General features: G+C 33.9%; 13 protein-coding genes. 10 read left to right on the plus strand and 3 right to left on the minus strand.

Going from position 1 to position 15,592, the window contains the following annotated elements; genetic code table 11:
- Positions 1 to 549 precede the first annotated feature (549 nt).
- A complete protein-coding gene (locus VOI54_RS17785) occupies positions 550 to 1,161 on the minus strand; it encodes a LytR/AlgR family response regulator transcription factor (RefSeq protein ID WP_326284673.1) in 612 nt (203 codons plus the stop codon).
- Positions 1,162 to 1,608: 447 nt separating this feature from the next.
- Between VOI54_RS17785 and VOI54_RS17790 the strand changes: the two genes are divergently transcribed.
- Both VOI54_RS17790 and VOI54_RS17795 read left to right on the plus strand, forming a co-directional pair.
- On the plus strand, positions 1,609 to 3,459 hold the full coding sequence (locus VOI54_RS17790; RefSeq protein WP_326284675.1) for an alpha-amylase family glycosyl hydrolase: 1,851 nt from the start codon (positions 1,609 to 1,611) through the stop codon (positions 3,457 to 3,459).
- Positions 3,456 to 4,373 carry a carbohydrate kinase family protein gene (locus VOI54_RS17795; RefSeq protein ID WP_326284677.1) on the plus strand — a complete coding sequence of 306 codons (918 nt, stop codon included), beginning with the start codon at positions 3,456 to 3,458 and terminating at the stop codon, positions 4,371 to 4,373. Before VOI54_RS17790 ends, VOI54_RS17795 begins: the two co-directional genes overlap by 4 nt.
- Before the next feature lie 214 nt (positions 4,374 to 4,587).
- Here the strand turns inward: VOI54_RS17795 and dinB are convergent, their stop codons facing one another.
- Both dinB and VOI54_RS17805 read right to left on the minus strand, forming a co-directional pair.
- Positions 4,588 to 5,805: a DNA polymerase IV gene (gene dinB, locus VOI54_RS17800; RefSeq protein ID WP_326284678.1), complete on the minus strand. Its 1,218-nt coding sequence runs from the start codon at positions 5,803 to 5,805 to the stop codon at positions 4,588 to 4,590.
- Entirely contained in the window at positions 5,798 to 8,779 is a 2,982-nt protein-coding gene (locus tag VOI54_RS17805) for a DNA polymerase III subunit alpha (RefSeq protein ID WP_326284680.1), read from the minus strand. The genes dinB and VOI54_RS17805 overlap by 8 nt, the downstream gene beginning before the upstream one ends.
- Positions 8,780 to 8,851: 72 nt before the next feature.
- Between VOI54_RS17805 and VOI54_RS17810 the strand changes: the two genes are divergently transcribed.
- The 8 genes from VOI54_RS17810 to VOI54_RS17845 form a co-directional block, all read left to right on the plus strand.
- Positions 8,852 to 9,628 carry an XRE family transcriptional regulator gene (locus VOI54_RS17810; RefSeq protein WP_326284682.1) on the plus strand — a complete coding sequence of 259 codons (777 nt, stop codon included), beginning with the start codon at positions 8,852 to 8,854 and terminating at the stop codon, positions 9,626 to 9,628.
- Positions 9,628 to 10,989: an exonuclease domain-containing protein gene (locus VOI54_RS17815; RefSeq protein ID WP_326284683.1), complete on the plus strand. Its 1,362-nt coding sequence runs from the start codon at positions 9,628 to 9,630 to the stop codon at positions 10,987 to 10,989. Before VOI54_RS17810 ends, VOI54_RS17815 begins: the two co-directional genes overlap by 1 nt.
- Positions 10,990 to 11,414: 425 nt before the next feature.
- The gene (locus tag VOI54_RS17820) at positions 11,415 to 11,975 is read left to right on the plus strand and encodes a hypothetical protein (protein WP_326284685.1); all 561 of its coding nucleotides are present in this window, start codon (positions 11,415 to 11,417) and stop codon (positions 11,973 to 11,975) included.
- A 611-nt stretch (positions 11,976 to 12,586) separates the two neighbouring features.
- Entirely contained in the window at positions 12,587 to 12,919 is a 333-nt protein-coding gene (locus tag VOI54_RS17825) for a single-stranded DNA-binding protein (RefSeq protein ID WP_326284687.1), read from the plus strand.
- Positions 12,920 to 12,996: 77 nt separating this feature from the next.
- Positions 12,997 to 13,446 (plus strand): JAB domain-containing protein, encoded by a 450-nt coding sequence (locus VOI54_RS17830; RefSeq protein ID WP_326284689.1) that lies wholly within the window; start codon positions 12,997 to 12,999, stop codon positions 13,444 to 13,446.
- A 10-nt stretch (positions 13,447 to 13,456) separates the two neighbouring features.
- Entirely contained in the window at positions 13,457 to 13,654 is a 198-nt protein-coding gene (locus VOI54_RS17835) for a hypothetical protein (RefSeq protein WP_326284690.1), read from the plus strand.
- Between the two features lie 446 nt (positions 13,655 to 14,100).
- On the plus strand, positions 14,101 to 14,685 hold the full coding sequence (locus VOI54_RS17840) for a BfmA/BtgA family mobilization protein (RefSeq protein WP_326284692.1): 585 nt from the start codon (positions 14,101 to 14,103) through the stop codon (positions 14,683 to 14,685).
- 631 nt (positions 14,686 to 15,316) lie between these two features.
- Positions 15,317 to 15,592: hypothetical protein (locus tag VOI54_RS17845; RefSeq protein ID WP_326284693.1), on the plus strand; the 276-nt coding region annotated here is incomplete at its 3' end.

The following is a 15,592-nucleotide window of genomic DNA, read 5'->3' on the forward strand; positions in this document are numbered from 1 at the left end:
AGTTTGAAATAGACTGCCCGTTTGATTATAATAGGAGGGTAGCGGTGGTGTTTGTACATTGAGTAGGTTTTTTTATTTCAAAAGCACCTATATTTGAAAAGAAGGAATTAATGAGACAGAACCGTTTATACTCATGTTCAATATTAAAATTTATTTCTAATCATGTTTTCTAACTTTTTAGTGTATAAAATTAACTTGACATTTTTTGAGATAATCAGATTATATGGTAATACTAATAATCAAATGTATGGGGGAATTTTATAATTTCTATTGTCGTTTCTTTTTTCGGTTAGCTTTTTTAAAGAATTTTAAAGATTTGATTAAAATGCCCTAATCCATCTTAAAGGACTTACAGGTCGTAAGCGAAGTACTTGATGCCAATAGAGGAAAGTTTTCTTCGCGACGTCACAAATTATGTTGACGATTTGTGAACCTCACTTTTTTGAAATATGCAAAATTAACTTTAGATAGCGAAGCGTGAATAATTAGAATTTCATAAATAGAGCTTAAGAAACCAATCGGGAAGTGTAAATTATAAGTTGAAAAGGATTAAAAATAACCTAAAACCTCTTTCACGTGCTGTTTGTACTTTCTTCCAATGGGAATCGAATGTTTTTTAAGCAATAATTTACTTGGAGAAAAGGAGTCAATAAATTTAAGTGCCACGATAAAAGAACGATGAACCCGTAAAAACTTATTTTGAGGTAATATCTTTTCAATCGCAGAGAGTCCTTTATATACAACAATCTCTTTTTCGATAGTTCTTATTTTGATATAATTTTTGAGACTCTCAATAAATATGATGTCTTTTATGAATACTTTTTGAAGTGATTTTTCAACCTTGAGATAAATAAATTCATCATCCTTAAGATGTTCCAGATGTCTTTTTTCGAGTTCAACCGTTTTCTGATTTGTTCTTTGCCAGATATTAACAAATCGGTAGGCAAAAGGAATAATTATAGCAATATTAACATCCAATAGTGTGTTCATGATTTCTGTAATGGCAAGGAAATTTGAACTGCTGAAGTTTTGTAAATAATCAGGCTTTATTATATAAATAAAAATCGGTCTTTGAATAAAAACGGTAACGACAATCAGTAATAGCACATAAAGCAAAATAAATTCTTTATATTTTTTTTTCAGTAAAAACTTTGGAAACAAGTATAACAAGGTTATATATACTAATGCTAACCTTGACGGTAGACTAAATACTTGAATCATAAAGTTCCTGAAATAATCATGATCATAGGTTCCCCATATCAAGGTGAAAAAGCACAATAACGCCATCCAATACATGACATGTTTGATAATGCGATTTGAAATAATATTATTTGCAAAAAATGGAAAGGCCATATCAGAAAGACAATATTCTGCTAAATTCTAAAAATTAATCCGAATGGCTACTAATTAAATACAAACAACCGTAAATCTTATACAAAAAACGAGATCAAAAAGATGCTTTGTTGCTTGCTGTCATTGGCATGTTAATTTATGTACATATTGAAAAAAGAGTTGTTCAGAACAGATAACCTGTTGTCTGAATAATGAGATTGTTCTCCTTTTTTCTAAATAGTATCATTGATAGCAACAATTTTAAATTTTGCTAAAATGAATACGGTACCAAGAAACTTCATTGTCGGTTTATTACTAACTTTTTCGATGCAATTCATACTTGCCCAGAACATAACATTACAACGGGTAGAACCTCCAAATTGGTGGGTTGGCATGGAAAACACTCAATTACAGCTTTTGGTTTACGGTGAGAATATTAGTTCGGCAACACCCAGCATTGCCTATAATGGGGTTTCTATTAAAAGTGTCTCCAGGTTAGAAAGCTCAAACTATTTATTTATAAATCTAACGATTTCAAAACAAACCAAGCCAGGTACGTTTGAAATAACCTTTAGAACCGATAAGAATAAAAAACTGGTTTATAAATACGAGCTAATAGCTAAAAGAAATCGGAATGTAGAGGAGCTAACCATTGATGGATCGGACGTGATGTATTTAATTACGCCTGACAGATTTAGTAATGGTGACCCGACAAATGATTCTACCGATGATACGATTGAAAGGGCAGATAGAAAAAACCCGAATGGCCGGCATGGTGGTGATATTAAAGGTATTATAAATCATTTAGATTATATAGAAAATTTAGGAGTTACCACACTTTGGTTAAACCCCTTTTTAGAGAATGATCAGTCAGCTTACTCATATCACGGATATGGCATTTCAGATTTTTATAAAACCGATTCACGGCTTGGAACCAATAATGATTATAAAACGTTGATTAACTTTTGTCATGCTAGAGGATTGAAGGTGGTCATGGATCAGGTTTTTAATCATTGTGGGACAGGACATTGGTGGATGAATGATTTGCCGTCACAGGATTGGCTTAATCAGTGGGATGAATTCACATATTCGAGTTTTACCAATGCCACAGTGTCTGATCCCTATCAGTCAAAAAGTGATTACGATTTACATGCAAAAGGATGGTTTGACGTAAACTTACCAGATCTGAATTTGAATAACCCTTATTTGGCTAACTATCTTATTCAAAATTCTATTTGGTGGATAGAATATGCCAATCTCGATGGAATAAGAATGGATACATATCCTTATCCAAATAATAAGGAAGTTATGGCAGATTGGCTCAAAACAATTGAAGAAGAATATCCTAATTATTATGTAGTCGCTGAAACGGCGATGGGCGATAAAGTGGCTTCATATGTTTATTGGAATAATGGACGACTAAATAGAGATGGCTATGTGTCCAATATCAAGAGTATAAGTGATTATGCTCTATATTATAGTATGATTAAAGTGTTTGGTAAAGACGAAAATATTTATGATCTCTATGAAATATTAAGCAGTGATTATTTGTATGAAAACCCATTTAATAACAAAATATTTAATGGTAATCATGATGTAGCCAGGTTGTATACGGAGCTCAAAAAGAATAAGGACAAAGTAAAATTAAGCATGGCATTTATTTTCACAACCCGGGGGATCCCCCAGGTCTACTATGGCGATGAATTGTTCTTTGATTCTCCAAAACCCGATGGTATATTAAGATATGATTTTCCGGGAGGTTGGGAGTCCGATCAAAGAAATGCCTTCCTGGAAGAAGAAAGAACAACTGATGAAAAGGATCTTATAGAATACATTTCAACTATTTTGAAATGGAGAAAGGAGGCTATGGAAATTCACCAAGGGAAGTTGAAGCATTACAAACCTATGGATAATATTTATGTTTATTTCAGATATTATCGGGATGAAAAAACGATGGTTGTAATAAATAATAATGAGCAGAGTAAGATACTGAATTTAAGTAGGTTTAAAGAATCCCTTCAGGGATTTGCAATGGGGTTGGACATTATTAAGAAGAGAAGTATTGCTCTGAATGAAGAAATTGTAATTGATGCCAACACGGCTCTTATTGTAAAGTTGAAAAAATGACAAACGATGTTTTTGTAGTTGGAGGAGCCTCCTATAATTCCGTTATAACATTGGAGGACTTTCCAAAACCTTTGCCTCAAACCATTCATAATTGTCATTTTAAAGAAACCATTGGTAATACAGGAGCCGGAAAGGCCTTAACACTTTCCAGATTAGGTTTTAAGACCATCCTTCATTCGTTGATTGGAAAGGATGAATTTGGAAGCAAAGTATTATCCTATTTACAAGAACCAAATTTAAAGGTAATCTCGGATATAGATCCTAATGGTACAGAAAGACATTTGAATATACTTAACGCTAGAGGTGAGCGCATTTCCATTTTTACGAATCCGAGTTCCGATAATCCTAATATTGATTATAACAAGTTCGAGGGATATGTAATCTCATCCAAATTTGTGGTTATTAACATCGCCAATTATTGCAGACATCTTTTACCAATTTGTGAAAAGTTAAAAAAGCCCGTTTGGACGGATTTACATGATTATGATGGAATCAATCAATACCATCAGGATTTTATTGATGCGGCTGATTATATATTCTTAAGTTCTGAAAACTTGCCAAATTATAAATCTTTTATGCAAACTCAAATTGACAATGGGAAGAAATTGGTTGTTTGTACACATGGGAAGTATGGGGCGACAGCATATACAAATGAGAATCATTGGATTGAGATTCCGATAATTAATAGTTATGAATTAAAGAATTCTAATGGAGCCGGAGATGCGTTTTTCTCAGGTTTTTTATATGGATTTTCTAAAGGATATGAGATCGAAAGGTGTATGAAGTTTGGTTCTATAACTGCAGGGTTGTGTATAGAGTCTGATGAAATAGCCAGTAATAAATTAAGTGACGTCATAGTTGAAATGGTGTTTTTAGAACTTTTTTCGCTTATAGGTTTGAACCTAAATTCATAACTACTTCGGCAATAGATATTTGGTGTGATATAATCAAGAGATGTTGACGATTTGTGAACCTTACTTTTTTAAGAGAGTCTAAGGTAACTAAAAGGATAATGCAATGAAGTCCAAAATCCATAATAACTCTAAACTTAAAGAACCGCGAATGCTTTTCATACTTTCAGAAGAATTAGAAGGGTTTGGTTGAAATACAAGATTTTGTTTTTAGTATCTAACGCCTCCTATTAGCTAACAAAGGAGGCGGTTCCCCATTAAACGGATTCCACCTACTAATACTTTTAGCTTCCATGCCAGCAGCACTTATTACAGCACGATCCCCATACCGTTCACGCATACTATCAATGGCCTGACTTAAATGTATCAACTTTTCATCGTCCTCAAACAAATTAATTTGGTGGCCACCCTCTACCAAATGACTAAACTTAACTCCAACCAAACGCACAAGTAACCTACGATTATATAAGGCTCTAAATAAATCCATCACAACAGGGATAATGCTAGTATCTAATGAGCTGTATGCAATTCGTTTTTGCTGGGTATAAGTTTGAAAATCCGAATACCGTATTTTAAAAGTTACGCAAGCAGTTAGTTTATTGCCACGACGTAATTGGTAGGCTAAATTTTCAGCCATAGCAATGATAATGCTTTTAAGTTTTTTTACATCGGTAGTATCCTTATCAAAAGTACGTTCTGTAGAAATTGATTTCCGTTCATGATATTGTATCACAGGGCTATTATCAATACCATTGGCCTTTTTCCATATACTGAGTCCATTTTTACCAAGCACTTTATGCATCAAATGCATAGGCATTTCTTGTACAGTATGTATGCGCTTAATACCTAAATCGCATAATGATTTATAAGTAACTTCTCCTACCATAGGGATTTTACGCACTGATAGCGGAGCCAAAAAAGGTTTTTCTTCTCCCTTAATAATACGAATCTCATTATTAGGTTTAGCTTCACCAGTAGCTACTTTTGAAACTGTTTTATTAATCGACAATCCAAATGAAATAGGTAATCCCGTTTCCTTTATAATACGCTGACGTAATTCAGTGGCTAACTGGTGACATCCAAAAAACTTATCCATTCCGGTAAGGTCAATATAAAATTCATCAATAGAAGTCTTCTCATATAAAGGGACACTCTCTTTGATTACATCAGTCACGCTATTAGAAAATTTTGTGTAAATACCAGAATTCCCACGTAAAATGATAGCTTCAGGACATAGCTGTTTAGCCATACGCATGGGCATTGCCGAATGTATTCCAAAGCGTCTAGCTTCATAACTACAAGAAGCAACTACACCTCGGTCAGAAGTCCCTCCAATCAAAACAGGTTTTCCAATCAATTTGCTATCAAGCAAACGTTCGCACGATACAAAGAAAGTATCCAAATCCATATGTACTATGGCACGTTGTTCAGGCATTAGGTAGATATAATTTTAGAATAGGGTCAGAATAACGAGGGTCTTCAATAATCGCAAGTCTATACATAGCAATCACTTCAACATTTATACAATCAAATTCTTCCAAAACCTTGCCAGTAACACGATAAATGCCTTTTCCTCTAAAAGGAAATTTTGCAGCAATAGGAGGGAAGTGCACAGTATCAATAAAGTCCCCATTCTTGTCTAAAAAAGTACCAAAAAACATGATTTTCTTATTAGAAGTAGCAGTGTTTTTAGTAGTTACTAAGTACCCTTCAATAGTGATGATTTTATCTTTATAAGCAGGCAAATCTTTAGCCCGTAAGCTACTATGTAGAGGTTTAGAAAGAAAGTCGAACGGATTACATAAAGGAAACCCTAACAATTCAAATTCATCAAACGCATTTTCTAAGTCAGTACTTTTAAGTTCTGGAGTTTCATAGTTGATCCGTTCCGTTTTAAACAAAGTAATCTCGTGCTCCTGAATAGGAATTTTACTAATTTTCAAACGAGCTTCCCAAAGTAATTCGCGTTTATTGACTTTAGTAAATCTAAAAGCATTAACCTTAATTAAAACAGAAACCTGTTCAATGCTTATCGGTACCCGATCAATAAAGTCATCTAAACTAATGAAAGGGCCACGACGAGAACGCTCAACAATAATGCGCTTTATGGTATTAGACTCCAAAGCACGCAAAAACCCAAACCCTAAATAAACAGTAGTACCATCAATAACAGTTAAATGGTTACTACGATTAATACAAGGAGCTTCAATAATAGCTCCATGCATTCTTGCCTCATGCACATACAATTCAGCGCTGTAAAAACCACCACCATTATTGAGAGTAGCTACCATATATTCCAAAGGATAATAAGCTTTTAAAAACAAACTCTGATAACTTTCCACTGCATAGGAGGCAGAATGCCCTTTCGCAAAAGCATAACCCGCAAAACTTTCAATTTGTCGCCATATATCTTTTGTTAAATTGTCCGCTTTGCCATCCGCTTTACAATTAGCAAAAAACTGTTGTTTTACTTTTAAAAACTCTTCACGAGATCTAAATTTTCCAGACATACCACGTCGCAACATATCAGCTTCACCTAGAGTCAAACCACCAAAATAGTGAGCCACTTTTATCACATCCTCTTGATATACCATAACACCATAAGTTTCAGGCATAATATCCTGTAGTACAGGGTGAGCATCCTTTCTTCGGTCAGGGTTACGATAGCGTAAAATATATTCACGCATCATACCCGATTTAGCAACACCAGGACGTATAACAGAACTGGCAGCAACTAGCCCCAAATAATTATCAACCTGCAGTTTTTTTAGTAACATCCGCATAGCGGGAGATTCTACATAAAAACAACCAATAGCTTTGGCATTTTTTAATAGGTATTTGATGCGAGAGTCTTCCTTAAATCGTTTAATATCATGAATGTCAATCGCTGGTTTATTGGGGTAGTTGTATTTCACAATTTCTACGGTATCCTTGATTTTTCCTAAACCACGCTGACTCAAAATATCAAATTTATATAAGCCAATATCTTCAGCAACAACCATATCAAATTGAGTGGTTGCAAAACCTTTGGGAGGCATAAATGTGGAGCAGTAATAATGAATGGGTTTTTCTGAAATTAAAATACCTCCGGCATGAATTCCTAAATAGTTAGGAAACCCTTGTATATATTTACTGTAAATAAGTACTAGCTGTGAAAGCTTATCCAAGCTATTAAAATCGTATTTACCTCGAGTTAATACATCTATTTCAGATTTTGGCAAACCAAAAACCTTTCCCAATTCACGTACAGAAGCTTTAAACTTAAAAGTGTTATAAACCGTAATCAAAGCAGTATGTCTAAAGCGTTTAAAAATAAATTCGGTAATATCATCACGGTCATTCCATGAAAAATCAATATCAAAATCTGGCGGATTCTTACGGTAAAGATTTATAAAACGCTCAAAATACAAATCCAATTCAACAGGGTCAACGTCAGTAATTCGTAATAAATAAGCAATAATGCTATTAGCACCACTACCACGCCCCACATAAAAATAACCTTTACTGCGGGCGTATTTTAAAATCTTCCAATTAATCAAAAAGTAAGAGACAAATCCTTTTTCTTTTATAATGTGCAGCTCCTTTTTAATGCGACTGTAAATAGAATCATCAGGATCTTTATAGCGATAAGACAACCCTCTATAAGTTAACTTCTCAAGTAAACGATAATCCAGAGCTTCATTATTTGTATAAGCATTTTGATTGTTTGGTATTTCTTGAGAAAAGTCAAAATCAATATGGCAACTATCCAAAACACGCTCTGTATTTGCAATCAATTCAGGGTAATCAGCATAAATGTCTTTTAATATTTTAGCTGAGAGTATGACATCCGTTTCCAAACCCTCTTCGGTCTTTGGAAGTTTACTCAGTAAAGTATTATTGGCAATAGCTCGTAAAAGTCTATGGGTGTTAAACCCTTTTTTATTTTTAAAAGTTACAGTTTGTAAAATCACCAAACGTTCACGTTTAGTATGCCATTCAGAAAATTTAAGTTTGTTGAGGTTTTCCGGTCTAACACCAATAAAACTATGAGTATTTAAAGTATAAGTTTTCCCATGCACATAGGGGTATATAACAAAAACACCTTCCAAATCAGGAGCAATATCAGGAATCTTCAAACTACTATCATGCAAAAAAGTAGATAGGTAATTATTAATATTTTGAAACCCAATATTACTTTTGGCAATCATGATAAACTGCTGTTTGGCACCATCTCTAAAGTCAACACCCAATATGGGTTTAATCCCATGTTTACCAGATAATCGCACGAAATCCAAACAAGCAGATGTATTATTAATATCCGTTAATACCATTCGTTTTATGCCATGCTTATTGCCCAAAACAAGCAAGTCTTCTGGTTTTATAGTACCATAGCGTAAGCTATAATATGTGTGACAGTTTAAGTACAAAATAATCCTTTAATAAATTTTATGCAAATTTAGTTTCGTTTTGAAACAATTATTGTGTAAATTTGAAACATCATGAATTATTTTGCATCAAACCTTAGATATATTAGAGAGCAAAGAGAATTTTCACAAGAGTACTTTGCGGAAGAATTAAAATGGACCAGAGCTATAATAGCATCCATAGAATCGGGCAGGAATGAACCCTCGGTCAATAAACTTATGGAGTTATCAAAATATGCAAAAATCCCTATAGATACATTAATAAAGGTCGATCTGCGGAAATCAAAAGATTTATCATTTATAGACATTGGTACCAAACGTGTATTATTTCCAATTTCAGTAAATGAAGATAATGAAGACCTTATCGAAATCATACCAACTCAAGCTTCTGCAGGTTATTTGCAGGGTTATGCCGATCCTGAATATATCGAGCAACTTCAAAAAATAAAACTTCCTTTTTTGCCAACAGGCACACACCGCGCATTTCCTATAAAAGGAGATTCTATGTTACCAGTAAAAGATGGGGCGTTTATTGTTGCAAAATATGTTGAAGACTTACAAGATGTCAAAGACGGGAGAACATATATTGTACTAACCAAAGAAGATGGTCTGGTATACAAGCGTGTTTATAACCGAATCAAAGAAAACAAAAGCTTATTGTTATATTCTGATAATAAAGCATATCAACCTTATGAGGTTAATATCGAAAATGTCTTAGAACTATGGGAGTTTACATGCTGTATTAATACACAAGAGTATGATAAAGAAGAACTAAAATTAAGTAGCATTGTAAATATGTTCCAAGAACTAAAAGTAGAATTAAAGGCAATCGATAAAACCGCAATCGTTTAGTGTATGCTATTGTCGACATAGAAACTACAGGGCTAGGAGCAAAGGGTAATAAAGTTACCGAAATCTCCATTTTCGTTCATAATGGTAAAAAGGTAATAAAAGAATTTACAACCTTAGTAAATCCAGAAGTACCTATCAGTTATAGCATTACAAGACTTACAGGTATAACGGACGATATGGTGCGTAAAGCACCAAGGTTTCACGAAATTGCAAAAGAGGTCATCGAGTACACTCAAGATTGCATATTCGTAGCACACAGTGTCAATTTTGATTTCAACGTCATTAAATACGAGTTACAAGAGTTAGGGGCTGAGTTTAAACGCAAAAAATTATGTACGGTACGTCTATCAAGAAAATTAATTCCTGGACAAAGGTCTTATAGTTTAGGCAGTCTGTGTACAACTTTGGGTATAAAAATCAATGGGAGGCATAGAGCAAGAGGAGATGCAGAAGCAACAGTCATACTCTTCGAAAAACTATTGGCGCTAGATACCAATGGAACATTCAATTCTTTTTTAAATCCACGTTCACGTCAAGCAACATTACCACCATTATTACCAAAAATGGTTATCGATAATCTACCAAATAAAACCGGGGTGTATTATTTCAAAGATGCCAATGGTAAGGTTATCTATGTGGGTAAAGCTTTAGATATCAAACAAAGAGTATTAAGTCATCTCTATAGTAAAGCAAATAAAGAATTAAAGTTGTGTAATGATACGGCTAATATAACCTATCAACTTACAGGTAATGAGTTGCTGGCGTTGCTATTGGAGAGCCATGAGATAAAGCATATATATCCAAAATACAATCAAGCTCAAAAGCGAAATAGTTTTAGTTATGGTATCGGGATGTACCAAGATAGGCAAGGCGTAATGCATGTCATTTATAACAGCCTAAAAGTGCTTAAAAATCCTATAGCTAAATTCTATAACAAGAGAAATTGTATAACATTTTTAGAAGAACTTTGCGAAAAATACGAGCTCTGTCCAAGATATTGTAATCTTCAAAATATTTCAGGGGGTTGCTTCCATTATCATATCAAAACCTGCAGAGGGGTGTGTAGAAATATCGAAGATATCCAAAGCTATAATCAAAGAGTACAAAAGGCTTTAAAACTATTACTCAATAACGATTCATATGTTATTAAAGAAAAAGGAAGAGCAGAAAATGAAATAGCTTTAGTACTAATCAAAAATGGCACATATCAAGGGTTTGGGTATACCTCAAAAGGCGCAAAAATCAAATCTCTTTTAGAGATCGAAAAAACCATCGAACTTAAACAAGACAACGCAGACATCCAACGCATTATAAATAGCTACCTTAATAAATACGATGAAAAAGTCTTCTTCCTTAATTAAAATTCCCAATCGAAAGTACCGGGTATCTATTATTAATTCTGTTGTAGAATCAAATTAGTGATATTCGGACGTAGATACTAGTTTTATTGTCTTTAGCTCGATTGAAATTGATTCAAATATGAATCGATGCTGACGATTTGTGAACCTCATTTTCTACGGGTCAAATTAATTTAATTTTCTCTTTCATTTCACAAGTATAGCTTTAAAAACTATTACGTATAAACTATATCAATGCAATATTCTTGCAATTTAAACGCGCAAAATATTAGCATTCAAATTTTCTTCATAAAAAATCGGAACCCCCTTTCAGGTTTCCCCCAATTTTTCATTTTAAAATTTGAGACAAAATTTTGACTTCCGTTTGGTGGTGCTCATAAATATTGTTTCATCATGCCTGTCGGCAGACAGGCCTAAAATTTAATATTATGGAAAATCCTAAAACCTTGCAACTTGATTTTGATTTTGAAATTAACACCATTCCAAAGGCAGAGATAAAACCCATTAATGTAAAGAAAGCAAAAGAGGATTTTGTTTTTGATTTTATGGATTCACTAACAAGCCCTATCATTGTTTTTAAATCTGCCTGGCAAGATGCTGTGCCGGCCAATGTCCTCAATAAAATTACTATGAGCAGGGTGTTATGCAAAATGAAAGGAGAACAAATGGCTTCTCTTACCGAGGTTGTTGCTTACATGATGCCCAGAACTTTTGAAGCACCCATGCCATCTGAATGGGTTAATATCTATACATGGTGTGGACTTCAGCATACTAATTTGTTTAATAACTCCGGACAAAAAAGGGACATGGTATCTGCCATGCAAGAGATAGCACCAAATAAATTGTCAGACTATGAACAAGGTTTATTAAAACATTTAAGGCTTTGGATTTATGATAAAAGACGCAAAGCTCTTAAAGCGTCATTAAAAAATGCTAAACAAAGAACACCAGAGTCTAGCATAATCAAACAGAGAAATATATTCAGTTAATTATAATGTGTTCAAAGAAAAGATAATCTGAAGGACAAAACCCTAAATGTTTCTTAACAGCATTATCGTCAAAAACTTCTTTGGTTTTTGCTCGACAATACTGGAACATTTAGATTTCGCCTGGACATTTTAAGGGGTTTATAATAGATAAAGCCTTTAGTTGTTTTTCGGGACAACGAAAAACAGGTAGGGTATAAGCATTTCTAGTTTAGCCCCATTTCCTTCAAATGCTTAACACCCGGTACGCATTCTCGTAAATGGTTCTAAAAGAATCTGCTAATGCCCTTATGGAACTTGTCAAGACTATACAAGTTTTAGAAAAAAATAAGGTTTCTTCTGCCTTGTTTTTAGTCCTTCAGTAAAAACGACGTCACAGACACTCCTGATTTATTTTCTAAAAGTCTTGACAAAACCCACTTTCTCTATTGGTGCGGTGCACGCAAGAAATCATACAAATCACCCCTTAAAATTTAATGGTATGCCTTGAAATCGAAGATTCATGAATTCAAAAATTCAAAAATAGAAGACAATGAATAAAAAGGGAGCCTTTAAACCCAAAGGGAATTATTAACCAGTCTGCTTATAGGCAGGCTATTTAAAAACTTTAAATCATGAGTACATTAAAAAACAAAGTACAGTTGATCGGGAATGTAGGACAAGAACCTGCGATTACAGCATTGGACAACGGAAAGAAAGTCGCGAGATTGTCATTGGCAACCAATGAAAGCTACAAGAACAACAAAGGTGAAAAACAGACCGATACCAATTGGCATACGGTCATTGCCTGGGGTAAGACAGCCGACATAATTGAAAAGTATGTAATCAAAGGCAAAGAAATTGCTATAGAGGGCAAACTTTCCTCAAGATCTTATGAAGACAAGGATGGTAACAAACGTTATGTAACCGAAGTCATTGTTTCCGAAATCCTATTGCTGGGGAATTAAAAAAAATAAAGAGGGTGCTAATGTTTGAGAGATACATATCACCCTCTTTTTCATTATCAATCTTAAACAGACAAACAATGAAAGATAAAGTTAACGAAATAAGTGTGAGCTATAAAGAGAAGATTCGTACTATGGAATCTAAAGGGATAAAAAGTTCTGAAGATGCTGCCAAACTCTTTTTTGAGAGTTGGAATAGGGATACCATAGGTTTTCAGGAAACCTTTAAGGTGTTATTACTCAATAATGCCAATAAGATGAAAGGCGTATATCAACTTTCCACGGGAAGCTTGACTGGCACCATGATAGATATGCGCATATTGTTTGCCGTGATAATCAAAACGCTTTCCGTTGGTGTTATTCTGGCACACAATCACCCATCCGGTCAATTGAAACCTAGTGAAGCCGATAAAAGACTGACCCAAAAGATACAGAAAGCTTCCAAATTTTTTGATGTCAATGTATTGGACCACTTGATAATCGTACCAAATGGGCACTATTATAGTTTTGCCGATAACGGGTTAATGTAATAAGTTCGTTATGGTCTATTTGAATTATAATAACCTCGATGCAGAAACTCAAAAGCGGTTGCTTGAAAACTCCAAACTTGATGTTGAGCAACAATGTGGGAACGATTTAAAAGCCTATGCCATAGAAAACCAATTGGATTATGATACCCTATTGGAAGAAGAAGCGATACGAAATCTATATAATTACAAGTATGTATTTAATATATGATAGAAAGACACATTAATCTATTAAAACAAGGCCTTTGAATTATCAGAGGTCTTTTTGCTTTTGGTGAATTTCAGAGTGTAAAAGTTTGAAATCTGACGTTTGTTTTTACTGCCTTAATGAAAATCATAAAAAATGCTTTCAAACCTGTTCAATTCAGTCCAAACCACGTTTCACAATTTCCGATCAATTAGATAACTTTAAAAGAGTCGCAGATGATAAAAAAGCAACTGACCCTAAAGGGCATGTTGTTCGTAGATTTTTGGTCCCTGCGGGACAAAATCGGAGAAGCAAGAGGGTAGCGTGCTAACGCAGCGCTACATGTCTTATTTACTCCGTAAGGCCACTGTATATTGGTGTTTTGAGGGGGTGGTAGAAAAGGTGGAATAGATTAGTTTACAGTAAAACCCCTTAAAAGCCCTATAAACAAACAATTTTTTACAGTAAAAATGGAAGATTCATATCAAAAATATCGGTTTTCAGCCATTAGTATCAAAAGAGAAGTGGCTGGGCGCTTTAGGAAGTTTTCTAAGAAGGTTTCCAGTTCCCATACTGGAACCTTGCTTGCGATGCTCGATTTTTTTGAAGTGCACCAAATCTCGCCTTTGGACTCTATAGACGGAAGTCTGAGTGCCATAGAAATTAGAATCAAAAGAAGAATTAACAATGCCATTGCCATCATTAGAGACATTGAGAAAAGCCAAACCCTACCAACAGTTGCTATGCTACAATCGTTGTTTGAGCAACAGCTTGAAGAGGAAAAAGATAACGAGTTTCTGGACGAGGATTTTGAATTCATAGAGAAGAAGTTTGAGGATGTTGAAAGGGGAGAAGCATGGGAAGAAGAAACTACCATTCCTAAAATCAGATACGACCGGTTAGAAGAAAAAATGGAAGGGCTTAAAGCAGATTTTAAATATGTATTGGAACATGTGAAACAGGTCAAGCAAAGTTTCGGGAAGGATTATTTGAAACTGGAACTTTCACCTGAAGAAATAGAAAAGTTTAGAAGGGTACTTAAGAATTTAAGATAGGCCACTAGTGATAGTTGAGATTTGAATTGGGTAGCTGAATTCGTAAAGCAAATAAGTTATTATAAAACCGTAGGATTCTCCGAATGGTCTTGCACATGCAACGACCTATTAGCAATATTAGCCACAGGCTTTTTATATTTGAAAAAAGTTAAAGCTCAAATTGTATAATCTGCTCTTCTATTCCAGAATTAAGTTGTTCCAATATGTGGACTTGCAACAAAAAATGTAACTGCTTAAATCTCGCAACATATTGTCCAATTTTTTGTTGCAAGTCCAAAATCAAAGTTTTTAAGTTGTGGTTTCAAGAGATGGAAATTTCTCTTTAGGTTAATTCAGTTTTTTTGTTTAAAAACAACAATTGGTCTTCGGAAGTTTATTCAATTTTGTTGTGTCTAATTTTTAAAAGGAAATTGATGTTTTTGAATGATTTAGAGTAAATCTTGATTGATTTATTGCAATAATAAAATTAATCATTTTTTAATTTAGTCCAGATTTATTGGAGGTAATTATGATGTTCGGGTAAATAATATAAAAACAAACAAGTATAACTTATTTAATTCAAAAAAATATGAAAAAAAAATGCGCTTTTTTAGAATTGTTGATTTCCTTGTTTTCTAATAAATTGATTTATATGAAAACCATAATTACGAAAATAGGAGCAATTTTTATTTTATCTTGTATTTTTTTATCCTTTAAAAATAGTGATTCCGATGTTGAAAACTATTTTACAACGTTTAAGGTAGGAAATACAACAAGCAAAAGTAGTGATTCTGATGTTGAAGACTATTTTACAACGTTTAAGGTAGGAAATACAACAGAGCTTTTGCAAGCTGCAGCAGTAGTCCAGCCTGGTGATGTCATTGAATTGGAAGATGGTATCTATAATAATTTCTTATTGGAATTAAAA

Source organism: Alterotamlana spongicola, assembly GCF_035818475.1.
Lineage (GTDB): Bacteria > Bacteroidota > Bacteroidia > Flavobacteriales > Flavobacteriaceae > Cognatitamlana.